This window comes from Pseudorhodoplanes sp., assembly GCF_035565855.1.
Classification (GTDB): Bacteria; Pseudomonadota; Alphaproteobacteria; order Rhizobiales; family Xanthobacteraceae; genus Pseudorhodoplanes.
In genome coordinates this window covers 1-23,545 of sequence record NZ_DATMRX010000270.1, presented here as the reverse complement: position 1 = coordinate 23,545, position 23,545 = coordinate 1, and the positions used below count along the sequence as shown (strand labels likewise).

Annotated in this window: 25 protein-coding genes; 9 read left to right on the top strand and 16 right to left on the bottom strand. The window is 63.9% G+C overall.

The window, feature by feature from the left end; translation table 11 throughout:
- Positions 1-21 precede the first annotated feature (21 nt).
- Both VN004_RS15495 and VN004_RS15490 read left to right on the top strand, forming a co-directional pair.
- On the top strand, positions 22-915 hold the full coding sequence (locus VN004_RS15495) for an MBL fold metallo-hydrolase (protein WP_325611777.1): 894 nt from the start codon (positions 22-24) through the stop codon (positions 913-915).
- Between the two features lie 13 nt (positions 916-928).
- A complete protein-coding gene (locus tag VN004_RS15490; protein WP_325611774.1) occupies positions 929-1,903 on the top strand; it encodes a tripartite tricarboxylate transporter substrate binding protein in 975 nt (324 codons plus the stop codon).
- Positions 1,904-2,038: 135 nt separating this feature from the next.
- Here the strand turns inward: VN004_RS15490 and VN004_RS15485 are convergent, their stop codons facing one another.
- Both VN004_RS15485 and VN004_RS15480 read right to left on the bottom strand, forming a co-directional pair.
- Positions 2,039-2,743, bottom strand: a complete 705-nt coding sequence (locus tag VN004_RS15485) for a DUF1013 domain-containing protein (protein WP_325611772.1) — start codon at positions 2,741-2,743, stop codon at positions 2,039-2,041.
- Between the two features lie 125 nt (positions 2,744-2,868).
- Positions 2,869-3,282, bottom strand: a complete 414-nt coding sequence (locus tag VN004_RS15480) for a hypothetical protein (protein ID WP_325611770.1) — start codon at positions 3,280-3,282, stop codon at positions 2,869-2,871.
- Between the two features lie 169 nt (positions 3,283-3,451).
- Between VN004_RS15480 and ispH the strand changes: the two genes are divergently transcribed.
- Genes ispH through rnhA form a run of 3 tightly spaced genes read left to right on the top strand, consistent with a single transcriptional unit; the run spans position 3,452 to position 5,870 of the window.
- Entirely contained in the window at positions 3,452-4,420 is a 969-nt protein-coding gene (ispH, locus tag VN004_RS15475; RefSeq protein WP_325611803.1) for a 4-hydroxy-3-methylbut-2-enyl diphosphate reductase, read from the top strand.
- 3 nt (positions 4,421-4,423) lie between these two features.
- Positions 4,424-5,401, top strand: coding sequence for a homoserine kinase (locus VN004_RS15470; RefSeq protein WP_325611768.1), 978 nt, complete (start codon positions 4,424-4,426; stop codon positions 5,399-5,401).
- A gap of 16 nt (positions 5,402-5,417) precedes the next feature.
- A complete protein-coding gene (gene rnhA / locus VN004_RS15465; RefSeq protein WP_325611764.1) occupies positions 5,418-5,870 on the top strand; it encodes a ribonuclease HI in 453 nt (150 codons plus the stop codon).
- A 186-nt stretch (positions 5,871-6,056) separates the two neighbouring features.
- Here the strand turns inward: rnhA and VN004_RS15460 are convergent, their stop codons facing one another.
- Positions 6,057-6,539 carry a peroxiredoxin gene (locus VN004_RS15460; protein ID WP_325611761.1) on the bottom strand — a complete coding sequence of 161 codons (483 nt, stop codon included), beginning with the start codon at positions 6,537-6,539 and terminating at the stop codon, positions 6,057-6,059.
- A 90-nt stretch (positions 6,540-6,629) separates the two neighbouring features.
- A complete protein-coding gene (locus VN004_RS15455) occupies positions 6,630-7,394 on the bottom strand; it encodes a protein-disulfide reductase DsbD domain-containing protein (RefSeq protein ID WP_325611759.1) in 765 nt (254 codons plus the stop codon).
- Between the two features lie 189 nt (positions 7,395-7,583).
- On the opposite strand from VN004_RS15455, the gene VN004_RS15450 reads away from it, so the two are divergent.
- Positions 7,584-8,210, top strand: a complete 627-nt coding sequence (locus VN004_RS15450) for a YqgE/AlgH family protein (RefSeq protein ID WP_325611756.1) — start codon at positions 7,584-7,586, stop codon at positions 8,208-8,210.
- A gap of 55 nt (positions 8,211-8,265) precedes the next feature.
- On the opposite strand, the gene VN004_RS15445 is transcribed toward VN004_RS15450, so the two are convergent.
- On the bottom strand, positions 8,266-11,133 hold the full coding sequence (locus VN004_RS15445; RefSeq protein ID WP_325611754.1) for an EAL domain-containing protein: 2,868 nt from the start codon (positions 11,131-11,133) through the stop codon (positions 8,266-8,268).
- A 204-nt stretch (positions 11,134-11,337) separates the two neighbouring features.
- On the bottom strand, positions 11,338-12,339 hold the full coding sequence (locus tag VN004_RS15440; protein WP_325611752.1) for an NAD(P)H-quinone oxidoreductase: 1,002 nt from the start codon (positions 12,337-12,339) through the stop codon (positions 11,338-11,340).
- Between the two features lie 112 nt (positions 12,340-12,451).
- Between VN004_RS15440 and VN004_RS15435 the strand changes: the two genes are divergently transcribed.
- On the top strand, positions 12,452-12,646 hold the full coding sequence (locus VN004_RS15435; RefSeq protein ID WP_325611748.1) for a DUF1192 domain-containing protein: 195 nt from the start codon (positions 12,452-12,454) through the stop codon (positions 12,644-12,646).
- 445 nt (positions 12,647-13,091) lie between these two features.
- Positions 13,092-13,610 (top strand): DUF1465 family protein, encoded by a 519-nt coding sequence (locus VN004_RS15430; RefSeq protein ID WP_325611745.1) that lies wholly within the window; start codon positions 13,092-13,094, stop codon positions 13,608-13,610.
- A gap of 91 nt (positions 13,611-13,701) precedes the next feature.
- Here VN004_RS15430 and rpmE read toward each other — a convergent pair whose 3' ends face one another.
- A complete protein-coding gene (rpmE, locus tag VN004_RS15425; RefSeq protein ID WP_325611743.1) occupies positions 13,702-13,941 on the bottom strand; it encodes a 50S ribosomal protein L31 in 240 nt (79 codons plus the stop codon).
- 179 nt (positions 13,942-14,120) lie between these two features.
- Here rpmE and VN004_RS15420 point away from each other — a divergent pair, with 179 nt between their 5' ends.
- On the top strand, positions 14,121-15,929 hold the full coding sequence (locus VN004_RS15420; protein WP_325611740.1) for an ABC transporter transmembrane domain-containing protein: 1,809 nt from the start codon (positions 14,121-14,123) through the stop codon (positions 15,927-15,929).
- A gap of 12 nt (positions 15,930-15,941) precedes the next feature.
- On the opposite strand, the gene VN004_RS15415 is transcribed toward VN004_RS15420, so the two are convergent.
- The 9 genes from VN004_RS15415 to VN004_RS15375 form a co-directional block, all read right to left on the bottom strand.
- Positions 15,942-16,424 (bottom strand): GNAT family N-acetyltransferase, encoded by a 483-nt coding sequence (locus tag VN004_RS15415; protein WP_325611738.1) that lies wholly within the window; start codon positions 16,422-16,424, stop codon positions 15,942-15,944.
- 35 nt (positions 16,425-16,459) lie between these two features.
- Positions 16,460-17,482 (bottom strand): peptidoglycan -binding protein, encoded by a 1,023-nt coding sequence (locus VN004_RS15410; RefSeq protein ID WP_325611735.1) that lies wholly within the window; start codon positions 17,480-17,482, stop codon positions 16,460-16,462.
- Between the two features lie 45 nt (positions 17,483-17,527).
- Positions 17,528-18,511, bottom strand: a complete 984-nt coding sequence (locus VN004_RS15405) for a flagellar motor protein MotA (RefSeq protein ID WP_325611733.1) — start codon at positions 18,509-18,511, stop codon at positions 17,528-17,530.
- A gap of 123 nt (positions 18,512-18,634) precedes the next feature.
- Positions 18,635-19,435: an inositol monophosphatase family protein gene (locus VN004_RS15400; protein WP_325611728.1), complete on the bottom strand. Its 801-nt coding sequence runs from the start codon at positions 19,433-19,435 to the stop codon at positions 18,635-18,637.
- Positions 19,436-19,476: 41 nt separating this feature from the next.
- A complete protein-coding gene (gene efp, locus VN004_RS15395) occupies positions 19,477-20,043 on the bottom strand; it encodes an elongation factor P (protein ID WP_325611726.1) in 567 nt (188 codons plus the stop codon).
- A 63-nt stretch (positions 20,044-20,106) separates the two neighbouring features.
- Positions 20,107-21,087 carry a tetratricopeptide repeat protein gene (locus VN004_RS15390; RefSeq protein ID WP_325611724.1) on the bottom strand — a complete coding sequence of 327 codons (981 nt, stop codon included), beginning with the start codon at positions 21,085-21,087 and terminating at the stop codon, positions 20,107-20,109.
- Positions 21,084-21,731 (bottom strand): thiamine phosphate synthase, encoded by a 648-nt coding sequence (locus tag VN004_RS15385; protein ID WP_414710320.1) that lies wholly within the window; start codon positions 21,729-21,731, stop codon positions 21,084-21,086. Before VN004_RS15385 ends, VN004_RS15390 begins: the two co-directional genes overlap by 4 nt.
- 95 nt (positions 21,732-21,826) lie before the next feature.
- On the bottom strand, positions 21,827-22,852 hold the full coding sequence (locus tag VN004_RS15380) for a class I fructose-bisphosphate aldolase (RefSeq protein ID WP_325611720.1): 1,026 nt from the start codon (positions 22,850-22,852) through the stop codon (positions 21,827-21,829).
- A gap of 84 nt (positions 22,853-22,936) precedes the next feature.
- Positions 22,937-23,545, bottom strand: a 609-nt coding sequence (locus VN004_RS15375; RefSeq protein ID WP_325611717.1) for a phosphoglycerate kinase, incomplete at its 5' end; no start/stop codon positions are given.

The following is a 23,545-nucleotide window of genomic DNA, read 5'->3' as shown; positions in this document are numbered from 1 at the left end:
CGCCTAAAGTGAGGTCGAGTCATGCGTATCATCATGCTTGGAACCGGGGCCGCCTTGCCCGACCCCGACCGCTGCCACACCTCCATTCTGATCACGCTGGCGAGCGGCCGTCACCTCATGCTCGATTGCGGGCACGGCGCGACGCGCCAGTTGATGCGCGTCGATGTGAACCCGGCCGATGTCGGCCAGCTGTTCCTGACTCATCTGCATCACGACCATGTATGCGAATTACCTTTCTTCGTGATTTCAGGATGGATCCTGAATCGCGTTGGCGCCCTCAAGGTCTACGGTCCGCAGGGGACCGGAAAGCTTGTCGGACACCTGTTCGAGAATGGCGCTTTCGATGCCGATATCCGGGCTCGAAGCGCCTATCCCGCGAGGCAAGCGAATATGGAAGCTGTCCGACCGGATGTGACCGAGTACGGTGCTGGTGTTGTGTTTGCGGATGACGAGATCCGCGTGACAGCCGCAGAGATGGATCACATCCCGAGCGAGATATCGCCTTGCTTTGGTTTTCGCATCGAGGCCGAAGGCAAGACGGTGGTGTTCTCCGGCGACACGGCGCCCTGCGACAACATCATGACTCTGTCGCGCGGGGCCGATCTGCTCATTCACGAATGCACTTTCACCGAAGCTTTCATCGAGCACCGGCGTAAATCAAAGGTCGGCACCTTCTCGCATACCAGTCCTCGGGATCTCGGCAGGCTCGCGGTCGAGGCCGGCGTCAAGCAGGTGGTCGCAACCCATATCGGCCATGTGGATTCGCTCAGTCCCGTGCTGAAGCGTGCGGCCGGGAAACACTTGCCGGTGGACCTGATGGGACCGCATCAGATCGACGCCTTCGTCGCCGAAATACGTGGCGTCTACCGCGGACCGCTGCAAATCGCACACGACCTGATGCGGATCGATCTCTGAACGGAGAGACGTCATGACCGACCTGACACGACGCGCATTTGTCGCCGCGGCAGCGGGCGCTGTCCTCATGCCGCAGCGCGCCATCGCGGCGTTTCCCGATCGGCCCATCACGGTGATCGTGCCCTATGCCGCGGGCGGCGCAGGGGACATGATCACACGCCTCATTTCGAATGCGATGGAAAAGGCGCTCGGTCAGCCGATCGTGATCGACGCACGTGGCGGCGGCGGAGGCATGATCGGCGCCAAGGCCGTCGCGAGTGCTGCCCCTGATGGGCACACGCTGATGATGGGCGCGACCAACAACTTCGTCATAAACCAGTTCATTTTTCCGAAGACGAGTTTCGATCCGCTGACGGAGTTCGTGCCGATTACGCGCGTCGCGGTCGTGCCGTCGGTGATCTACATGAATCCGTCCGTGCCGGTGAAATCGCTCGGCGAATTTGTCGCCTATGCCAAGGCCAATCCCGGCAAACTCAGTTATTCCTCGCCAAGCGTCGGAACGACGCCGCATCTCGCTGTTGAGCGCCTCAAGCAGCTGACCGGTATCGAACTCGTCCATGTCCCTTATCGCGGAGCGCCGCCGGCCATGCAGGCGCTGATCACGGGCGACGTGCAACTGTATCTTGCCGGGTGGGGCGTCGGACGTGGGTTCGTGCAGTCCGGAAAAGCCAGGGCGCTGGCGGTCGCGTCAACGAGTCGGCTGCCGAACGTGCCGGATGTACCGACTGCGAGCGAAAGCGGCGTGCCCGGTTATGTCGCGGAGAACTGGTGGGGCCTGGCTGCGCCGAAAGATACGCCCCAAACGGCTATCGATGCGCTGCATGCTGCCGTCAAAGCGGCGCTGCAGGACCCGGCGGTCGAGGCAAAGCTGTCCGAATTGGGATTCCTGCCGGGGGGCGAGTCGCCCGCGGAGTTCGCAAAAGCAGCGCAGGCCGAAGCCATCGTCTGGCGGGACACCATCGCCAAGGGCAAACTTGCCGTGGACTGAGCGATCGGCCGAGCTGATTTAAGAGTTCCGCCTACACGCTGCCGTAGCGTCCCCAGCGGGGCTCGCCCGCTCATTCGACGGCTGGGAACCGATCGGCGGGGCGGAACTGCGCTCCGGCCCCGCACTGTGATCGTTTTAGTCTTCCTCGGTCCTGGTGCCGCCGATCTTTTTCAGCTTGGCGAAGACCGATGCCACGTCGGCGTCTTCCTGCGCCTTCGTATCGGCGCGGATATCCTCGGCGGGTTCGTGATCCGGCGCCGTGGTGACCGAGGCCGGCAGCAGGGTGACCCGCTCATGATCGGACGGCGCGGGCTTCTCCTTCGCCGCCTTGGCGACCTGCATGTCGAGGTCGATTTGCGAGCACAAACCCAGCGTGACCGGATCGAGCGGGCTGAGATTGGCTGCATTCCAGTGGCTGCGTTCGCGGATGCTCTGGATGGTGGCCTTCGTGGTCCCGACCAGCCGCATGATCTGGCTGTCCTTCAGCTCCGGGTGGTTCCGGATCAGCCAGAGGATGGCATTGGGGCGATCCTGACGCCGCGACACCGGCGTATAGCGCGGGCCGCGCTTGGTTTTCTGCTCCGGCACCCTGACCTTGCGGTCGGCGAGATGGAGGCGACGGTTCTTGTCCTTCTCGGCGCGCTCGATCTCCTCGCGCGTCAGCTGACCGGTCTGGATCGGGTCGAGGCCCTTGATCCCTTGCGCGGAATCGCCGTCGGCGATCGCCTTGATCTCGAGCGGGTGCAGCTTGCAGAACTCGGCAATCTGATCGAACGACAGCGCGGTGTTCTCGACGAGCCACACGGCGGTGGCCTTCGGCATCAGCGGCGCTTCCTGCATTGCAAAATCTCCTTCGCGCTCCGCCCGCCCGTCGGGGCGCATTTGGAAGGCGAAGCAGGTCGTCATCGGGGATGACAGGAATGACCCGCAATATAGGCCCTGGGGGGGCGAGGGGCAACCGGAGGTCAGCAGCCCCGGCAGATATTCATGATGTTCCGCAGGCGGGCATCCTCGCTCCGTTCCTTTTCCCACCATTGGTCGGAGAAGGGCTTGTTGGCTTCACCCTGCGAGGCGTGCCGGGAGCCGGTGGTGCTGGACACCGCATCCGCGCGCTCGATCGCCGTCGGCCGCGAGCGGACGACCGCGCGGGTCGGCGAACCGGCCGGCACCGGATTAGCATAGAGGTGCTCCACAGCATTGCCGGAGGGCATGCGCGCCAGCCGCCGGGCGCTTGGGCCGGTGCCGTCGAGATAGACATCATCGGCCAGGGCATGATGCGGGATCGGCTGCCCGGTCGCGTTTTCAACCTGATGACTGCCGCCTGCGCTAACGCATCCGGACAGCGCCGCAGCACACGCCGCCGCAGCGATCAATTTCATGTGGATCGCGATCATGCTTCTAGCCCCGCCCGCCCGTGCGGACCATAAAGCCACTATAGCTTTTCTGAGGCGTTAAGTCGAATGCTTGGGTTGACTTCCCGGGGCATCCGCGCCCAACTCGCGGCGAGTGTTTCCGATGAAAATCACGCCCATGACCGGCCTTGCGGGCATGCCCGTCGGCGATAAGCCGTCACTTCGGGTCATCCTTTGTTCTCCGCGCGGTTTCTGCGCCGGAGTGGTGCGCGCCATCGATTCGGTGGAGCGGGCCCTCGCGCTGTATGGGCCGCCGGTCTATGTGCGGCATGAGATCGTCCACAACCGCTACGTCGTCGACAGCCTGAAGCTGAAGGGTGCGATTTTCGTCGAGGAACTCGACGAGATCCCGGACACCGACGCGCCCGTTGTGTTCTCCGCCCATGGCGTGCCGAAATCGGTGCCCGAGGACGCGAGGGATCGGCATTTCATCACCCTCGATGCGACCTGCCCGCTCGTGACCAAGGTTCATCGCGAGGCGGAAATCCATTTCCGCCGCGGCCGCGAGGTGCTCTTGATCGGTCATTCCGGGCACCCGGAAGTGGTCGGCACCATGGGTCAGTTGCCGCCCGGTGCCATCAGCCTGATCGAGACGCCGGAAGGTGCGCGCACCTTCGTTCCCAAAGACCCCGACAATCTCGCTTATGTCACACAGACAACGCTGTCGATCGAGGATGCCGCCGGCATCGTCACCATCCTGAAGGAGCGTTTCCCGGCCATCGTCGGACCGCACAAGGACGACATCTGCTACGCCACGACGAACCGCCAGGAGGCGGTCAAACGCGTCGCCCCGCTGGTCGATGCCATGGTGGTGGTCGGAGCGCCGAATTCATCGAACTCGCAGCGCCTGAAGGAAGTGGCGTTGCGCGCGGGATGCCCCTATGCCGAGCTGGTGCAACGCGCGACCGATCTCGATTGGGAGAAGCTCGGCGCGATCAAGTCGCTCGGCGTCACGGCGGGGGCGTCGGCCCCGGAAGTACTGGTCGAGGAAGTGCTGGACGCTTTCGCGCAACGATACACGCTGGCGGTCGAGACGATGGCCGCTGCGGATGAAAGCGTGTTCTTTCCACTGCCGCGCCCCTTGCGCTCCGAAGCTGCGGAGTGAGGTGTGGCCGTCTATACTGACGTTCCGGCCGAAGAGCTCGATGCGTTTCTCGCGGGCTACGATCTTGGCAAGCTCTTGTCCTACAAGGGTATCGCCGAGGGCGTGCAGAACTCCAATTTCCTGCTTCATACCGACGCCGGCTATTTCATCCTGACACTCTACGAGCGCCTGGTCGCGGTCGAGGATCTGCCGTTCTTCGTGGCGCTGATGGAGCATCTGGCGCTGCGCGGCATCAACTGCCCGCAGCCGGTCCGCATGCGCGACGGACGCACGCTCGGTGAGCTTTGCGGACGCGCCGCGGCGATCGTGACCTTTCTCGACGGGGTTTGGATGCGCCGCGTCGAGGCCAAGCACTGCGCCGCCCTGGGTGAGGCGCTGGCAAAGCTTCATCTCGCCGGAAGCGATTTCACGGGCCATCGCGACAACGCGCTTGCCGCGACGAAGCTGCAGCCGCTATTCGAGTCCTGCGCCGACCGCATCGATACGATTCAGCCCGGCATGTTGGCGGAGATTCGCGACGAACTCGGCTTTCTGAGCGAACATTGGCCGCGTGGTTTGCCGGAAGGTGTGATCCACGCCGATCTCTTCCCCGATAACGTGTTTTTCCTTGGCGATCGGCTCTCCGGACTGATCGACTTCTACTTCGCTTGCAATGACATGCTGGCCTACGACATCGCGATTTGTCTGAACGCCTGGTGCTTCGAGAACGATCATTCCTACAACGTCACCAAGGGCCGGGCGTTGTTGCAGGCCTATGCGAAAGTCCGGCCGCTGAGCGAAGCCGAACTTGCCGCAATGCCGGTGCTGGCCCGCGGCGCGGCGCTGCGTTTTCTTGCGACGCGGGTGGTCGACTGGCTCAACGTGCCGCCCGGCGCTCTGGTGCGGCCGAAATCGCCGCAGGAATATTTTCGAAAGCTCCGCTTCCATCAGCGCGCAAAGAGCGTGCACGATTATGGTGTCGAGGCGCGGGAACTCGCGTGAACCGGTCGCCGCTTTCATGAGTCTGCCGCACGTTATCGTTCATACCGACGGGGCCTGTTCGGGCAATCCAGGCCCGGGCGGCTGGGGCGCGATCTTGCAATCGGGCGGCCACACGAAAGAACTCAAGGGTGGCGAAGAGCACACCACCAACAACCGCATGGAGTTGATGGCAGCGATCTCGGCGCTCGAAGCGCTGAAGAAGCCGTGTCGCGTCGATCTTTATACCGACAGCCAATATGTCCGGAACGGCATTTCCGGATGGATCCACGGCTGGAAAAGAAATGGCTGGCGAACCGCCGACAAGAAGCCGGTGAAGAACATGGACCTGTGGCAACGGCTCGACGCGGCGCTCGCGCGCCACGATGTGACCTGGCACTGGGTCAAGGGCCATGCCGGTCACGACCTCAACGAGCGCGCGGACACGCTTGCTCGCGCGGGGATCGCAGAGTTGAGGTTGAAGGGGAAATAGTCTGCGCGGTCCGGTGCCGCGAACTCCGTAACCCTCTCCCCTTGAGGGAGAGGGTGGCGCATCGCGAACGACAGTGCGCGATGCGACGGGTGAGGGGTGACAGAGTGAATTGTACTGTAACCCCTCACCCGGTTCCTCGCTTCGCTCGGAACCACCCTCTCCCTCAAGGGGAGAGGGAAGAAAGAGCTACAGCGACTTGAGCAGCGCCTCGGCGCCCGAAACGTCGGCCTTGCCGGGAGCGTCCTCGACGGCGAGCGATTTCACGACGCCATCGTCGACCACCATGCAATAGCGCTTGGAGCGAATGCCGAGTCCGCCGCCGGAGGCATCGAGCTCGAGTCCGACGGCCTTGGCGAAATCGGCGCTGCCATCGGCGAGAAATTCGATGTCGTCAGAGCCGGCGGCGTTCTTCCATGCGCCCATCACGAACGGGTCGTTGACGGCTGTGACCGCGATGGCATCGATGCCCTTGGCCTTGATCGCGGCGGCGTTCGCAACGAAGCCGGGCAGGTGGTTCTTGGTGCATGTCGGTGTGAAGGCGCCCGGAACGGCGAACAGCACGACCTTCTTGCCCTTGAACACCTCGTCGGTGGTCTTCGGTTTCGGACCGTCCGGCGTCATGACGCGGAACGTGGTATTGGGCAAAGTGTCGCCGACCTTGATGGTCATGGAATCCTCTCTCGCGTGTCACGTTGTTGTCGTGCGGCTCGCGTTAGGCCGCACTGAAAGGCGCCGGGCAAAATAGGCGGAGCGGGAGCTTTAGTCGAGCCGGAAGGTGGTTTCGATCGCGTCGTCACCCGCGATTGCCGTCAGTTTGATCGTTGCACCGTCGCCGGTGGTGCCGGGCGGCAGGCCGTCGAGGGCGAAGGCGAAGCGCTGCGTGCCATCCGGTGCGCCGTCGACCTTCTCAGGAATAGGCAAGGCCCAGTCGGCGGTCGGCCCCTCGGCGAAAAGGGAGATGGGGCTCCCTTTCGGGGCGACAATATCGACCAGCACGCGCGCAGGCTTCACGCTGGCATCGCGATGGAATTTTTTCACCGAGAACGGAGCATCGGCGCCGAACGGCACCGCGCGCGGGACACGCTTTTCGGCGGCGATGATTTCACTCTTCGCCGCGCCATCGTTCTTGATCACCAGCTCGGCCTTGGCATGGACGGGGATGCAGACCTTTTCGCAGATCGCGTAATCCAGCGCGATCCGCAACGTCACCGGCTTATTGGGATCCTTCGCCTCGACGCGGAGCGGAAACAGCACATTGTCGCGATAGCCAATGATGACGCCGTCGGCGCTGACGATGCGTTCCGGCGCCGGCCAAGACACCTGCACCGACTTCACGTTCTCGGACTTGGCGAAGTCGAATTGCGGCGGGATACCGGAATCGCCCGGATAGCGCCAATAGGTTTTCCACCCTGGCGCCAGCCGGATTTCGGCACCGGCCCGCAGCTGGGATTGAGGATCTTCCGCTTTCCGTCCGGCCGACACCAGGCGCATCGCCGCGCGCGTGTCGCCGTCCCAGGCGGACATGTCGGCAGACGCTTCGGACGGGGACAGGCACCAGCCCACACTGCCAATTATGGCGGCAAGCAAATGAATTGTGGCGGAACGCATATCGAAACCTAGGCATTTGAGACCTAACGGACCATTGAAATGGCCGTGAAGAGTCGTGAAACTTTTCTTCCACAATACGCGACGATGGGGCTAACCTGAGGCATCATGAAGATTCCGAAATCCGGATTGGCAAAGAAGGCCGGAGGCGGCAAGGCGCGGGGATACCTCGACGGCCAGATGCTGATTGCGTCCCCGTCGATGAGCGATGACCGTTTTGCGAAGACGCTGGTCTATATCTGCGCGCATTCCCCGGAAGGCGCGATGGGTATCATCGTCAATCAGCCGGCGAGTAACATCAAGTTTCCCGATCTCTTGGTGCAGCTCAACGTGGTTCCCGATGGAGAGGCGATCCAGGTTTCTCCGCGCCATGACGAAGTGATGGTGATGAAGGGCGGCCCGGTCGAGACCGGGCGCGGCTTCGTGCTTCATTCGTCGGATTTCTTCATCGAGAATTCCACGCTTCCGATCGATGATGGCGTTTGCCTGACCGCGACGATCGACATCCTGAAGGCGATCGCGACGGGCGAAGGTCCGGCCTGCGCGATCCTTGCACTCGGCTATGCCGGCTGGGCGCCCGGGCAGCTCGAGGCTGAAATCCAGGCCAATGGCTGGCTGCATTGCGCGGCCGATTCCGAACTGATCTTCGGCGATCCCCAGCAGAAATACGAAAGAGCGATGCGCAAGCTCGGCATCGCCCCCGGCATGCTGTCGAGCGTCGCCGGCCACGCCTGATCGACCTTGCCGTCCGCCGCGTTCTGCTGATTGCCGGTCCAGAGCGCCCGAGCGCTCAAGCCACTTCCATGCGCTCGCTGGAGAGAAGCTTCGTCGCCGCTTCCGCGGTCATCGGTTGCCCGAATGCGAAGCCCTGCGCATATTCGCAGCCCATGTGATAGAGCTCGACGGCATCCGAATCCGTCTCCGCGCCCTCAGCCACCGTTTCCATGCCGAGATCATGCGCCAGCGCGATGATCGAGCGCAGGATGACCGGACGCGTGCCTTTCGCGCTCATGCGCACGAAGGACTGGTCGATCTTGATGGTGTCGAAGGGAAAGCGCTGCAGATAGGACAACGACGAATGTCCGGTGCCGAAATCGTCGAGCGCGAGACCCGCGCCAAGCTCGCGCAGACGGGACAGGATCTGCGCGGCATGCTCCGGATTTTCCATCACCACGGATTCGGTCAGTTCGAGTTTCAGCGTCCCTCGCATCAGTGACGAGCGGGCCATCACGGTGCGCAGGTCGCCGATCAGATCCTGACGCAGAAGTTGCTTGGACGAGACATTGACGCTTGCGAACAGGGTGTCCTGGGCACGCAAGGTGCGTTGCCAGATGCTCAATTGCCGGGCGGTGCGCTCCAGCGCGAACATGCCCAGTTCGACGATGAGTCCGATTTCCTCGGCGATGCTGATGAACTCGGCCGGCGACATGCGCCCGAGCTTCGGATGCTCCCAGCGCGCCAGCGCCTCGAAGCCGGCGATGGTGCGATCCTCCAGCCGCACGATCGGCTGGTACATCAGCTTGATCTCTTCGCGCTCGATGGCGCGGCGCAATTCGGCCTCGAGCGTCAGGCGATCGGACTTGCGCCCGCGCATTGCCGCCTTGAACACCTCGATCCGGTCGCCGCCGATGCGCTTGGAATGATACATCGCAAGCTCCGCATCCTTGAGGATCTCCTCCGTGCGGTTGGACTGCGCGTCGGCGAGGCACAGGCCGATCGAGGCGGTCAGGAAGATTTCGCGATCGTTGAAGGTGATCGGCGCGCGGATGGTGCGGCGCAGATTTTCGGCAAACGCGATGATCCGCCCCGGATCGCGCTCGGACAACAGGATCAGGCCGAACTGATCGCCCGACAGGCGGGCAAGCGTATCCTGCGGCTTCAGCAGGCGGACGAGGCGACGCGCCAGCGTCAAGAGGATCGAGTCGCCGACCGCCATGCCGACGGAATCGTTGACCTGCTTGAAGCGGTCGAGATCGATCACAATCACGGTGGGCCGCATCGCCGCATCGTTCTTTGCGAAGGCCAGCACCGCCTCGAAGCGATCGAGGAACAATTGCCGGTTCGGCAAGCCGGTCAGGTTGTCATGCACCGCATCGTGCAGGAGCCGTTCTTCCGCCGTCTTGAATTCTGTGACGTCGGTCAACGTGCCGACGAGGCGCACGACCTCGCCGTCCGAGCCGACCACAGGCCGCGCCTTCAGCGAAAACCAGAGATAGTGGCCGTCCGGCGTGCGCAGGCGGAAATCCTCGATCAGCCGGCCGCGGCGCTGTTCAATCACGCTGTCGAGCGTCGCGCGGAAACGGTCGCGGTCGAGCGGATGGAGGACGTCGAGCCACTTCGCGGCAGAGCCCTCGAGCGCCCCGCGCTTCAGGCCAAGCATCGCTTCGGTCTCGGGGCTGGTATAGACCTTGTCGGACGACACGTCCCAATCCCAGATCATGTCGCCGGCGCCGGTCAGCGCCAGCGCGCGCCGCTCGACATCGGTGACGATGCCGTGGGTGATCGAGCCGGCAAAGGCGTGCTGCATCACCGTGAAGCCGATCAGCATCACGATGAGCACAAGGCCGCCCAGCAAGGCCGGACCGACGATGTCATTGGTGACGAGGCCGCTGATGGTGAGTGCGGCCGCAATCGTCCAGATGCAGAGCAGGAACCAGGTCGGGATCAGCAGCACCGCGCGGTCATAGCCTTGCGTCGACAGCAGCAGCACGACGGCAAAGCCGAGGAAGGCGACGGCCGCGAGCGAGAAACGCGCGATGCCTGATGCGACCGCGGGATCGTAGAGCGCGACCGCGATCAGCGCCGCGAGGCCGCCGAGCCAGGCGATGGTGATATGCGCATAACGGACATGCCAGCGGCTGAGATTGAGATAGGCGAACAGGAAGACGAGCAGCGTCGCCGCCAGCACGCATTCGCCGATCGCGCGCCAGATGCGTTCGGCGCCGGCGGTCATGTCGAAGACCTTGCCCCAGAAGCCGAAGTCGATGCCGATATAGACCAGCACCGCCCAGCCGAGCGCCGCGGCTGCCGGGAACATCACCGAACCCTTCACCACGAAGAGGATTGTCAGGAACAGCGCCAGCAGGCCGGAAATGCCGATGACGATGCCGTAATAGAGGGTGAAGGAATTGATCTTGTCCTTGTAGGCGTCGGGCTCCCACAGATAGAGCTGCGGCAAATTGTCGGAGCGCAATTCGAGCACATAGGTCACGACCGATCCGGGATCGAGCGTGATACGGAATACGTCGGCGGTTGCGGAATCCTGCCGCTCGGGGCGCTCGCCCGCGCTTGGCGTCACGGTGACCACCCGCGACAGACCGAGATCGGGCCAGAACAAGCCCGAACCGACCATCCGGTAATGCGGAACGACGATCAGGCGATCGAGCTGCTCGTCGCCGGTATTGGCCAGGGCAAACACCGCCCAGGAATTGCCGGCTTCGCGGCCGCGCACCTCGATGCGGCGGATGATGCCGTCCGGGCCCGGCGCGGTGGAGACCTGGACGCGGTCGCCGTCGGTCTTGGGTCGTTCGGCGGCCAGCGTCAGGTCGATCGCGGAGGCATCGGTGCGCACATTGACGGCTTCAACCGCAAGGCCCTGGGACAGCCCGAGCCAAAGGACCGCGCAGACGAGCGCAAACGCAGCCGCGATGCGCGGCATGATCTGCCGCAACTTCGCTGGCCGTCGCGATCTCAAGAAGTTTGCGCAACGTCCCGACAAATTCCCCGTCCTGTAAGGGTAGAAACGTCCGACATTTGCGCCGTTTTCGGGGCACAGCCGGGTTGCAGGCAGGCAGTTATAGGGGTTTCGCGCTATTAATGGGAAGAGGGACGTTGAATTGGGGACAGCGGGCGGGTTTTCGGCCTAAACGACCGTAAGGACGATCTTTCCGATATGGGCGCTGCTCTCCATGCGGGCATGGGCCTCGGCGGCCTTTTCCAGCGGAAATGTCGAATCGATCACCGGCCTGATCTTGCCGGCCGCGACCAGCGGCCAGACCTTCTCCTCGATGCCTCGGGCGATCTCGGCCTTCTCCGCCACGGTCCGCGGCCGCAGGGTCGAGCCTTCGAGCACGAGACGCTTCGCCATCAGCTTGGCGAAATTCGCCGTGGCCTTCGCCGGGCCGGCGAATGAAATCTGCGCGATCCGGCCCTGATCGGCGGCAGCGTCGAAATTCTTGTCGATGTAATCGCCGCCCACGATGTCGAGGACCACATCGACACCCTTGCCGCCGGTCGCAGACTTCGCGGCTTCGACGAAATCCTGGGTCTTGTAATTCACCGCAACATCGGCGCCGAGTTTCTTCGCGGCCTCGCACTTTTCGTCCGTGCCCGCGGTGGTGACGACATGACCGCCGAAATTCTTGACCAGCATGATGCCGGTGGTGCCGATGCCGGACGTGCCGCCATGGACCAGCACCCATTCGCCGCTCTTGAAATGACAGCGCATCATCAGATGCTGCCACACCGTGAAAAACGTTTCGGGCATTGCGGCGGCTTCGACCATCGACAGTGACGCCGGCACCGCGAGTGCATGGCTTTCATGAGCGAGGCAATATTGCGCATAGCCGCCGGCGACGACGAGCGCGCAGACCTTGTCGCCGATCTTCCATTTCGTCACGCCTTCGCCGAGTGCGACGACCTCGCCCGCGATCTCAAGCCCCGGAATGTCGCCCGCGCCCTTGGGCGGCGGATACGAGCCCTGGCGCTGCCGGACATCCGGACGGTTGACGCCCGCGGCGGCGACCTTGACCAGGATCTCACCACGGCCTGGCTTCGGAACATCGCGCTGCTCGGGGACGAGCACGTCCGGTCCGCCCGGTTCCTTGATGCCGATGACAGTCATGCGGGTGGGAATGGTGGTCATGGCAAGCTCTCAGCAGACGGCGATGGAAGGGCATGTGATAGTGGGCGCATGGCGGTGTGACAACCCGCCGGACCGCGGCTAAATTTCGGCCTGCATTGAGAAGGCTCGAGCAATGGCTGCGATTGACGACGACGACCGCCCGAAGAAGAAAACCGCGCACGAGATCGGACAGGATCTGACGCTTCTGTCGGTCGCAGAACTCAACGACCGCATCGCGCTCCTGCGCGAAGAAATCGCAAGGCTCGAAGCCGACATCGCAAAGAAGCAATCATCGCGCAGTGCGGCGGAAAGCTTTTTCAAATCGTGATGTCGCGTCTGAGCGCAACCGCATTCAAGTCGCGCGTATCATTTTGAGACAAGCAAACGGCTCAACCGGTTCCCGATGCATGCGAAATTGCGCGAACGAGTTTACCGATCGTTTTGCATTTAAGAGGTCTTTAAGCTTTCCCCGGTATTACCGTCGGCGTCCATCTTCTGGACATCGAGTGGCTCCTGTCCACTCTGTTTGACGCCTCCCTGTTATCCACTTGAGCCGCCGGAAACGGCGGCTCTTTTTTGTGTGTCATAACGGAACAGATTCCGGGCGAGGCTTGGCAACTATGACATCAAATTAGGATCTCGTTGGCTTTACCCGACGTGTCGGCAACCCGTATGCTCAGCGCACACAACAAATGCGCCGCAGCAAGTCGGCTGTGCCGCGGCCTGCCTGTTGCGTGCGTGGGGTCGGCGTATTGGGGGTGAGGCGTATCGTGATGTCGGAAATTACCGCACAAGTGAATGGTCCGATCTCGTTCTGCGAAAAGCTTGCGGGATCTCAGGCCTTCATCCAGCTGTTCCGCGAGGGCATGGGACTGGTTGAGGAGACGGCGGCCTATCTCGACGGGCCTGGCCGCAAGGAATCCAAGGCGCTGCCGCGCGCGGCTGCGCTGACCTACGCTACCGAAAGCATGCGGCTGACGACGCGTCTGATGCAGCTCGCGTCGTGGCTGCTTCTGCATCGCGCGGTGAAGGAGGGCGAGATGTCGCTCTCGCAGGTCAATCACGAAAAGACCAAGGTGAAATTGTCGCCGACATTTGCGGCGGACGAAGAGACCTTGAAGGTCCTTCCCGAAACCCTGGTGTCGCTAATCCAACGCTCGCTGGTGCTGGCCGAGCAGGTGCGCCGGCTGGATGCGACGATCCATGCGCCGCTGGACGTGCCGCATAACGGGAACAATCCGGTCGAGCATCAGATCGACATGCTCAAGGCCGCCTTCGAGCGGAAGGCATAAGCTTCAGAACAAAAACAGCCGGGCCCGCTTTTGCGGACCCGGTGTTCATATCTGCGATCGGAAAAGCAGCGCGAAGCGATCGCCGCGGCGCTTACTTCTTTGCGCCGCCCTGCTTCATCAAGCCGGAGAACTTCTTCTCGAAGCGGGAGAGCCGTCCGCCGCGGTCGACCAGATGCTGGCTGCCGCCGGTCCAGGCCGGGTGCGACTTCGGGTCGATGTCGAGCGCCAGAGTGTCGCCTTCCTTGCCCCAGGTGGTGCGGGTGGCGAATTCGGTGCCATCGGTCATCTTGACCGTGACGGTGTGATAATCGGGATGAATGCCGGATTTCATTGATGGGCTCCCGCGGGCTTCTCAAGCCGCGCCTGTCGGACCTGCCGATGCGTGAAAATTGGCGGGGTCTATAACGCAAGGACGCGAACCGCACAAGGTGGCGGTTTCAGCCTTGCAGGGCCCCCCATGACGCGGCATTCAGGGTCCCGGATCAGCATCATCGGAGCGCCGGCGAAAACATGGCCCCTGCGGCGGAGCAAGGAAAAGAAGCGTCGGCTCTACCGGCCGGACAGGCCGGGGCGGGACAGCGCCCGTCCCTGAAGCCGCTCCGGCTCCTGGTTCCCTATCTTCTGCGCTACCGCCTGCGCGCTCTGCTCGCCTGCGGTGCGCTGCTGCTGGCGGCCCTCGCCACGCTCGCGGTTCCGATCGCGGTTCGCCGCATGATCGACCACGGCTTTTCCGGCGAAGGCGCGCTGATCGACAACTACTTCGGTGTAATGATCGGGGTGGTCTTCGTGCTCGCGATCGCGAGCGCGCTGCGATTTTACCTCGTCACCACGCTCGGCGAACGCATCGTCTCGGACCTCCGCGAGGAGGTTTTCGCGCATCTGACGCGGCTGTCGGCCTCGTTCTTCGACCGCTCCCAGACCGGCGAAATGATGTCGCGCCTGACCGCCGACACCACGCAGATCAAGGCTGCGGTCGGCGCCTCGGTCTCGGTCGCCTTGCGCAATCTCGTGCTGTTCCTCGGCGCCGGCACCATGATGGTGATCACCAGCCCGAAATTGTCGCTGTTCGTGCTGGCCGCGATCCCGGTGATCGTGCTGCCGCTCGTCGCCTTCGGACGCGCGGTGCGCCGGCGCTCGCGGATCGCGCAGGATTCACTCGCCGATGCCTCGGCTTATGCCGCGGAAACCATCGGTGCGGTGCGCACGCTCCAGGCCTTTACCAGCGAGACTTACGCCGATGCGCGGTTTCGCGGCGCCGTGGAAGGCGCGTTCGAGGCCGCGCGGCAATCCACCCTGTCGCGCGCGGTGCTGACGGCCATCGCCATCTTCCTGATCTTCGCCAGCGTCGTGCTCGTATTGTGGGTGGGCGCGGCCGATGTGCTGGCCGGAGGCATGACGCCCGGCCGGCTCAGCCAGTTCGTGCTCTATGCGGTCTTTGCCGCCGGCGGACTTGGCGAACTCAGCCAGGTCTGGGGCGAGATTCAGCAGGCTGCGGGGGCGGCGGAACGGCTGTTCGAGATCCTGCACGTCAAGCCGGATGTGACAGCGCCGGCCAATCCGACCCGGCTGCCGGATAAGGCCCGGGCAGAGGTCGCGTTCGAGAATGTCCGGTTCTTCTATCCGACGCGCGCCGATGCGCCCGCGCTCGATGGGGTGTCGTTCAAGGTGGCGCCCGGCGAGAAAGTCGCGATCGTCGGTCCTTCAGGCGCCGGCAAGAGCACGATCTTCCACCTGATCCTGCGTTTCTACGATCCGACCTCCGGACGCGTCACCTTCGACGGTGTCGATATCGCGAAGACCGATCCGCGCGATCTGCGCCGGCATATCGCACTGGTGCCGCAGGAGGCGGCGATCTTCGCATCGTCGGTGCGTGACAATATCGCCTTCGGAAAGCCGGACGCGAGCGATGCCGAAATCGAGCGGGCGGCGGACATGGCGGCGGCGACGGAATTCATCCGCCGGATGCCGCAGGGCTTCGGAACGCTGATCGGCGAGCGCGGCGTGACCCTGTCCGGCGGACAGCGCCAGCGCATCGCTATCGCGCGCGCGATCCTGCGCAATGCCCCGCTGCTGCTGCTCGACGAGGCGACCTCGTCGCTCGATGCGGAGAGCGAGACGCTCGTGCAGCAGGCGCTGGAGCATTCGATGGAAGGACGCACCACGCTCGTGATCGCGCACCGGCTCGCGACCGTGTTGTCCTGCGATCGCATTCTGGTTTTGGAGAACGGCCGCATCGTGGAGGAGGGGACGCACGAGCAACTGGCCGGCACCGGCGGCCTCTATGCGCGCCTTGCCCGCTTGCAATTCGGGCTGAGCTAAAGCCGCGGCCGATCAGGGCTCGGGCAAATCCTGACCGGGCCGCCAGGTCATCATGAAAACCGGCGCACCGGACCTGCGGTTGATGTCCTCGCCGGCGACGATGAAACCGCATTTGGCATAGAAGTCGAGCGCTCGCGTATTGTCCTTGTTGACATGAAGATAGAGCCCGTCGCGGCCGATCTGCTTGGCGGCGGTGATGAGCGCCTTGCCGACGCCGTGATGCTGCACTTCGGGAGCGACCACGATCTGGTCGAGATAACCGGTGCGGGGCGACACTGCGACAAAGCCGGCGATGTGATCCTGCGCGGCGTCGCATTCGGCGACCACGACCTTTGCATCCAGCGTCAGGTCGCGCCAATGCCCGCGAAACCAGTCCATGCGCTGGGAAAAGTCGATCTGCGGATAGGCTTCTTGCCAGCTGCGCTGCCACAGCGACAATGCGGGCTCTTCGTCCGACGATCGATACGGGCGCAGCGTCACCGTCTGTTGCGGCATCCCGAACGGTCCCCCATGACCTCTTGCGGGAGACGTTATCGCTCGGTCAGCTTCAGCTCAATCCTGCGATTTCGGCGGAAGGCTTCTTCGGTCTTGTCGGTATCGAGCGGCTGGAATTCGCCGAAGCCGGCGGCGACGAGCCGCTGCGGCGGGATGCCGCGCGAGATCATGTATTGCACGACCGCGATCGCGCGCGCCGACGACAATTCCCAGTTCGATGGAAATTGCAGGTTGGCGATGGGGCGGATGTCGGTATGCCCATCGACCCGCATCACCCACGGAATGTCCGGCGGGATCTTCTTCTCCAGTTCGGCCAGGGCCTCGACGATCTTGTCGATCTCGGCCCGGCCTTCCGGCTTCAGGACCGCCTGACCCGGATCGAAGAACACTTCGGACTGGAAAACGAAACGGTCGCCGACGATGCGGATATCGGGACGGCTGCCAAGGATCTGACGCAGCCGGCCGAAAAAGTCCGAACGGTAGCGCTGCAATTCCTGCACGCGCTGCGCCAGCGCAAGATTGAGCCGCTGGCCGAGATCGGCGATCCGGGTCTGCGACTCGCGTTCGCGCTTTTCCGAAACTTCGAGCGCAGCTTCGAGCGCGCCGAGCTGGCGACGCAACGCGGCGATCTGCTGATTGAGCAACTCGACCTGCGCCAGCGCACGCGCGACGCTCTGCTTTTCGAGATCGAGAGCGGCGGCAAGCTCGCTCGCGCGGCCGCGCGCTTCTGCCGCGCCGCCGGCGCCTTCGGCGATACCGCGCAGCCGGTCGCGCTCGGCTTCGGTCGCCGCTAGATTGGAGCGTACCGTGCCGAGCAGCGCTTCGAGCTCGGCGCGGCCGGATTTCTCAAGCGCCAGCAAATCCGTCAGCTGCGCGATCTGCGCGGTCAGGCGCTGGAGCGCGGTGTCCTTCCCGGTGACCTCCTGCGACAGATAGAATTGCACCACCGCGAAGATCGACAGCAGGAAGATGATGCCAAGCAGAAGCGTCGACAGCGCGTCGACGAAGCCCGGCCAGTAATCGACGCCGCGTTCCCGGCGGCCGCGCGCCAGTGCCATGCTAGCCCGTCGCCTTCAGCCGCATCGCCGGAGATGAACGCGCCATCACCGCGTCTTCTCCCGGGTCAGGATTTCGAGGAATTTGCGGACTTCCTGGTTCTGTTCAGCCTGAGAATCCGCCCAGTCGCGGATCATCTGCTGCTCGGTGCGCATGTGGTGCACGAGCCCCTGGATCGCTTCGGCGAGGCTTGCCATCGCGGCGGTGGCGGCCTTGCTGCCGCCGGCCTCGGAGACCGTTTCGCGCAGCCTCTCGATCGCGATCTTCATGTCCGACGACAGCGGCGCATTTCCGACGGCGGCGACGGGCTCCGCACTGACGTCGTGCACTGTGGTCGAGAGCCAGTCCTCGAGATCGGTATAGAAGCGGTTCTGCGCCTGGCTGGTCTGCAGGTCGAGAAAGCCGAGAATGAGCGAGCCGGCGAGCCCGAACAGCGATGAGGAGAACGCAATGCCCATGCCGCCGAGCGGGGCGGCAAGGCCTTCACGCAACGTCTCGAACACCGAGGCGGAATCGCCGCCGGGTTTCAGCGTTTCGACCACCTTGCCGACCGATCCGACGGTCTCGATGAGGCCCCAGAAGGTGCCGAGCAGTCCAAGGAAGATCAGAAGACCCGTCATGTAGCGCGACAGGTCGCGCGCCTCGTCCAGCCGTGTCGCGATCGAATCGAGAATGCCGCGCATCATCTGCGTGGAGATCGCCATACGCCCCAGCCGGTCGCCGAGCATCGTGGCCATCGGCGCGAGCAGGGACGGCGGACGCTCGACCGCAATGCCCGGATCCGCAAGCCGGAACGAATTCACCCACGCAATCTCGGGAAACAGCCGCAGCACCTGACGGAAGGCCAGAAGAATTCCGATCAGCAGCACGCCGACGATCAGGCCGTTGAGGCCCGGGTTCGACATGAAGGCCGCAAGAATTTGCCGGTACAGGACGACGCCGACGAGGCCGGTGAGGACCAGAAATACCAGCATCCGCACGAGGAAAATGCGCGGCGAGGATAGTTTATGAGGGTCGTATTTGCGAGCCATCGCTGGCCGGCCTTTCAAAAAAGAGCGTGCCCTCAATATGGCACAGACGCGGGGAAATAGAACCCGCCGGCTGACGGCGTCCGGGATCGGCGTATGGAGCGAGGTGTCCGGCGGCTCTATGGCTCAGCCGGCCGCGCCTGATCGCTTGAGGATCGCCAGCAATTCCTTGTGCAGCGTCTCGTTACCGGCGCAGATGTGCCCCTTGGCAAACATCGCATCGGTCCCGTCGCAATCGCTGACGAATCCACCGGCCTCGCGAACGAGGAGAATGCCTGCGGCCATGTCCCAGGATTGCAGGTTGCGCTCCCAGTAGATGTCGAAACGCCCGGCGGCGACATAGGCGAGGTCAAGGGCGGCCGAGCCGAAGCGGCGAAGGCCCGCGACCTGTTCCTGCACGGCGGCGAATTCGGTGCGGAATTCGGCCAGACCGCCGCGGCCGCGATGCGGCAGCCCGCAGGCGACGACCGCATCATGCATCGAGCGGCGGCCGGCGACGCGCAGGCGCTGGTCGTTCAGGAACGCGCCCTTGCCCTTCTCGGCAATGAACATCTCGTCCGAGATCGGATTGTAGATCAGCGCGGCCACCATCGTGCCCTCGCGCTCCAGCCCGATGGAGATCGCGAATTGCGGAATGCCGTGCAGGAAGTTGGTGGTGCCGTCGAGCGGATCGACATACCAGGTGTGGGTCTGATCCGGTCCCTCGATACGGCCGCCTTCCTCGCCGACGAAGGAATAGCCGGGGCGCGCGGCCATCAATTCCTCGCGCAGGGTCTGCTCCGCCTTGCGGTCCGCGGCGGTGACGAAATTCGCCGGGCCCTTGATCGAGACCTGCAGCTTCTCGACTTCGCCAAAGTCGCGATTGAGCTGCCGCGCGGCTTTGCGCGCGGCCTTCATCATGACGTTGAGGAGGGCGGAATGCTGCATGATGGCGTTGTCTCATCCTCCCGCTGACAAGGAGGACAGCCTTAATCCGCGCGGCGGACGTAGGTGACTTCGTTGGTGTCGACGATGATCTTCTCGCCGGTGGTGATGAAGGGCGGCACCATCACGCGCAGGCCGTTTTCCAGCTTGGCCGGCTTGTAGGAGGACGCGGCGGTCTGACCCTTCACGACGGGATCGGCTTCGACGATCTGCAGCGTGACCTGATCGGGCAGCTTGATGCCGATCGGACGCTCCTCGTGCATTTCCAGCGTCACGGTCATGCCGTCCTGCAGGAACGCGGCGCGCTCGCCGACGAATTCTTCCGGCAATTCGATCTGCTCGTAGGTGTCGGTATCCATGAACACCAGGCTGTCGCCCTGCTTGTACAGGAACTGGAAGTCCTTTTGCTCGAGGCGCGCCCGCTCCACCCGTTCGTCGGAGCCGAAGCGGTTGTTGAGCTTGCGGCCATCGATCAGGTTCTTCAGCTCGACCTGGTTATAGGCGGGGCCCTTGCCGGGCTTCACCGCCATGGTCTTCACTGCGACCCAGAGCGTGTCCTGATACTCGATCACATAGCCAGGACGTATTTCGTTGCCATTGATCTTGGCCATGAGGTGTTCCGTCAACCTGTCGGGAATGGTCGTTGCGCCATGTGCCCGGCGATGCCGCCGCCGTCAAGTGCGGGAATTGGCGATGATGAACAGCCAGGGATCGGCTTCCTTGCGGGCGGCCTTGCGCACGTCCTCGCTCTGCCTCGCCATGTAGTCGTCGAGAAACGGATCACTGGCCCCGGCGGCCTTGGAAATGATGTGCCATTTGACGGCCTCCTTCGGGTCTTCCGGGACGCCGCGTCCGCTGGCGAGGATACGGGCCAGACGGTTCTGCGCGATCGGGGCGCCGCGCTGGGCCGCCTTGCGCAGGAGCTTGGTGGCCGCTGCCTCGTCCCTGGTGACGCCGGTGCCGTTGAACAGCGCGATGGCATATTCGACCGTCGCATCGAGATGATCGGCGAGCGCCGCAAGGCCCAACAGGCGCGCCGCCTCCTTGTCGTCCTTGGGAACGCCGCGGCCTTCCTTGTACATCGTCGCGAGGGCGTATTGCGCCTCCTTGTTCCCGGCCTCCGCCGCCTGACGAAACAACTCGGCCGCACGGCCGAAGTCGCGGGGAAATTGCATCCCCTCGAGATAGAGCAAGCCGAGATTATAGGCAGCGGCGGGCTCGCCGAGCTTGGCTGCGCCGGCAAAGAGCTTGGCGGCGGCATCGCGGTCCCGCGGGCCGCCGCGGCCGGCGAGGCGCATCATGGCGAGTGCGAACATCGCTTCGCGATCGCCGCGATCCGCAGCCTTGCTGTACCACTCGACGGCCTTGGCGTCGTTCTGGGGAATGCCAAGGCCGCCGGCATGAAGCACCCCGATCAGGGTCATGGCCTTCGGATCGCCGTTGGCGTCGACCCGCTTCTGCGCCTCGGCGAGCGCGGTGAGGTAATAGCCGCGCTGGAATGCGGCATAGGCGACGTCCCCCGGATCGGCCGCGCTCTGCGGCGCGGGCGCCGGAGCCGGCTGTGCGGGCGTCGCCTTCTTGGGAGCCGCGTGCGCGGTGGCGACGATGCACGCCGACAACGCCAACGCGGTGGTGACGCGAAGGACGAGACTCATGCCGCCGGCTCCGTCGCCGACAGACGGCTCGCGGCGTCGGCAACGGCGTGCGCGATTCCGCGGCTATCGGCAAAGACCGCGTCGCCTATCGCGATGAAGTCCGCTCCGGCGCGAACGAGGGGTTCGATTTCATCGATTGAGGTCGCAAACGCGACGCAGGGGACCTCGAATACGCTCGCCCACCAGGACACGCGTTCGACGACCGCCTCGACCGAGGGGCGTGCGGTGTCGCCGAACATCACATAATCGGCGCCCGACTCCGCCGCGACCATGGCGTCGTGGCGCGATTCCAGCCCCCCGCTGCCGGCAATCCGGTCGGGCTTGAGCGTATCCACCGCCGCCTGAAATGCAGCGAGACCGGTCAGATGCGCTCCGTCGGCGCCGCCGCGCGCCACAAGTCCGGGATGGCCATCGACGAGCAGCGCCGCATCGGCATTCTGCACCGTCGGCGCGAGCGCCTTGATGTAATTGATCTTCGAGCGCTCGTCCGTTTCGGGGAGCCGCAGCAGCACGGCCGCGATGTCGGCGGAATCAAGCGCGGCGAGGAGATCGAATTTGAGTTTCTGCGCATCCGCCGCAGCCGGCGTCACCAGATAAAGGCGCGGCCGGGGCAAATCTTGCGCTGGGTGCCGGGCGGAGGTCATCACATGCCGATGCAGCTTCAATCCGGCAGAAAGGCGGCATTATGGTCCGGTGACCCTTTCCGCGCATCGGGGCGCGGAAAGGGCGATCCGGCTTATCAGGCCGCTTTCTTCTCCAGATCCTGCTTCCACTGTCCGAGCGAAGCGAGGCCGTTCATCATCGCGCGATGCGTGAAGGCCCGCTGGGCAGCGGCGACATTCTCGGACTTGCCGCTCCAGGCCTTCTGCGGCGCCGCCTGCAGGGCGCGGCCATAGGAGAAGGTCAGCTTCCAGGGCAGGTTGCCGATCTTGTTCATGGCGTCCAGATGCGCGGTCGCCTCTTCGTCCGACTGGCCGCCGGACAGGAAGGCGATGCCGGGCACGGCGCCGGGCACGCAATTCTTCAGAAGCTTCACGGTCTTCTCGGCGACTTCCTGCACGCTCGCCTTCTTCGCGCTCTTCTTGCCGGGCACCGCCATGTTCGGCTTCAGCACGATGCCTTCCAGCGCGACCTTCTGATAATAGAGCTGCTGGAAGGTCTCCTTGAGCACGAACTCGGTGACTTCGTAGCAGCGATCGATGTCGTGGTCGCCGTCCATCAGCACTTCCGGCTCCACGATCGGCACGATCTGCGCGGCCTGGCAGAGCGCGGCATAGCGCGCGAGCGCATGCGCATTGGCGCTGATGCAGGTGTAGCTCGGAATGCCCTGGCCGATATCGATCACCGCCCGCCATTTCGCAAAGCGCGCACCCTGATCGTAATACTTGGTCAGGCGGTCAGCGAGCTTGTCGAGCCCAATGGTGACAACTTCGCCGGGGCAGTTCGGCAGCGGCTTCGTGCCTTCGTCGACCTTGATGCCGGGAATGGCGCCGGACTTCTTGATGATCTCCACAAGCGGCGTTCCGTCCTTGGCCTTCTGCCAGATGGTTTCGTCGTAGAGGATGACGCCGGAGATGTATTTCGACATCGCTTCGGTGGAGCGGAACATCAGTTCGCGATAATCGCGCCGGTTCTCTTCGGTGGATTCCACACCAATGGCATCGAAGCGCTTCTTGATGGTGCCGGACGATTCATCGGCGGCCAGGATGCCCTTGCCCGGGGCGACCATGGCTTCGGCGATTTTGTTCAGATCAGCGAGGTTCATCAGGGAGCTCCGTACCGAACGTGCCGGAAAACCGGCCTTTTGAGGGATTTTACATCGCAAGCAAGGCGCGCGGAAAGAGGCGGGTCACTTTGCCCTTAAGATCTCCACTCCCGGCAGCGCCTTGCCCTCGCAGAATTCGAGAAAGGCACCGCCCGCGGTGGAAATGTAGCTGAAATCGTCGGCCACACCGGCGTGGTTGAGCGCGGCGACGGTATCGCCGCCGCCGGCGATCGACACCAGCTTGCCGGCGCGGGTGCGTTCCGCGGCGTGGCGCGCCGCAGCGACCGTGCCGCGATCGAACGGCTGCAATTCAAAGGCGCCGAGCGGCCCGTTCCAGAGGAGCGTCTTCGCGTCATCGATCGCGTGGTTGACGCGCTCGATCGAGAGCGGTCCGAGATCGAGGATCATGCCGTCATCGGGGATCGCATCGAGGCCATAGGCCTGCGACGGCGCATTCGCCTCGAACTTGAAAGCGACGACAGCGTCCACCGGAAGAATGATCGCGCATTTGGCGGCGTCGGCTTTGTCCATGATGCGGCGCGCGGTGTCGGCGAGGTCGCGCTCGGCGAGCGACTTTCCGATCTTGACGCCCTGCGCATGCAGAAAGGTGTTGGCCATGCCGCCACCGATCACCAGCGCATCGACGCGGCTCACGAGATTTTCCAGAAGGTCGATCTTGGTCGAAACCTTGGC

Bases quoted from the DNA above. Each gene is read 5' to 3' on its own strand.
- VN004_RS15495 (WP_325611777.1), top strand. From the start codon at position 22: ATGCGTATCATCATGCTTGGAACCGGGGCCGCCTTGCCCGACCCCGAC.
- VN004_RS15490 (WP_325611774.1), top strand. From the start codon at position 929: ATGACCGACCTGACACGACGCGCATTTGTCGCCGCGGCAGCGGGCGCT.
- VN004_RS15485 (WP_325611772.1), bottom strand. From the start codon at position 2,743: ATGCAGGAAGCGCCGCTGATGCCGAAGGCCACCGCCGTGTGGCTCGTC.
- VN004_RS15480 (WP_325611770.1), bottom strand. From the start codon at position 3,282: ATGAAATTGATCGCTGCGGCGGCGTGTGCTGCGGCGCTGTCCGGATGC.
- ispH (WP_325611803.1), top strand. From the start codon at position 3,452: ATGCCCGTCGGCGATAAGCCGTCACTTCGGGTCATCCTTTGTTCTCCG.
- rnhA (WP_325611764.1), top strand. From the start codon at position 5,418: ATGAGTCTGCCGCACGTTATCGTTCATACCGACGGGGCCTGTTCGGGC.
- VN004_RS15460 (WP_325611761.1), bottom strand. From the start codon at position 6,539: ATGACCATCAAGGTCGGCGACACTTTGCCCAATACCACGTTCCGCGTC.
- VN004_RS15455 (WP_325611759.1), bottom strand. From the start codon at position 7,394: ATGTCCGCCTGGGACGGCGACACGCGCGCGGCGATGCGCCTGGTGTCG.
- VN004_RS15450 (WP_325611756.1), top strand. From the start codon at position 7,584: ATGAAGATTCCGAAATCCGGATTGGCAAAGAAGGCCGGAGGCGGCAAG.
- VN004_RS15445 (WP_325611754.1), bottom strand. From the start codon at position 11,133: ATGCCGCGCATCGCGGCTGCGTTTGCGCTCGTCTGCGCGGTCCTTTGG.
- VN004_RS15440 (WP_325611752.1), bottom strand. From the start codon at position 12,339: ATGACCACCATTCCCACCCGCATGACTGTCATCGGCATCAAGGAACCG.
- VN004_RS15435 (WP_325611748.1), top strand. From the start codon at position 12,452: ATGGCTGCGATTGACGACGACGACCGCCCGAAGAAGAAAACCGCGCAC.
- VN004_RS15430 (WP_325611745.1), top strand. From the start codon at position 13,092: ATGTCGGAAATTACCGCACAAGTGAATGGTCCGATCTCGTTCTGCGAA.
- rpmE (WP_325611743.1), bottom strand. From the start codon at position 13,941: ATGAAATCCGGCATTCATCCCGATTATCACACCGTCACGGTCAAGATG.
- VN004_RS15420 (WP_325611740.1), top strand. From the start codon at position 14,121: ATGGCCCCTGCGGCGGAGCAAGGAAAAGAAGCGTCGGCTCTACCGGCC.
- VN004_RS15415 (WP_325611738.1), bottom strand. From the start codon at position 16,424: ATGCCGCAACAGACGGTGACGCTGCGCCCGTATCGATCGTCGGACGAA.
- VN004_RS15410 (WP_325611735.1), bottom strand. From the start codon at position 17,482: ATGGCACTGGCGCGCGGCCGCCGGGAACGCGGCGTCGATTACTGGCCG.
- VN004_RS15405 (WP_325611733.1), bottom strand. From the start codon at position 18,511: ATGGCTCGCAAATACGACCCTCATAAACTATCCTCGCCGCGCATTTTC.
- VN004_RS15400 (WP_325611728.1), bottom strand. From the start codon at position 19,435: ATGCAGCATTCCGCCCTCCTCAACGTCATGATGAAGGCCGCGCGCAAA.
- efp (WP_325611726.1), bottom strand. From the start codon at position 20,043: ATGGCCAAGATCAATGGCAACGAAATACGTCCTGGCTATGTGATCGAG.
- VN004_RS15390 (WP_325611724.1), bottom strand. From the start codon at position 21,087: ATGAGTCTCGTCCTTCGCGTCACCACCGCGTTGGCGTTGTCGGCGTGC.
- VN004_RS15385 (WP_414710320.1), bottom strand. From the start codon at position 21,731: ATGACCTCCGCCCGGCACCCAGCGCAAGATTTGCCCCGGCCGCGCCTT.
- VN004_RS15380 (WP_325611720.1), bottom strand. From the start codon at position 22,852: ATGAACCTCGCTGATCTGAACAAAATCGCCGAAGCCATGGTCGCCCCG.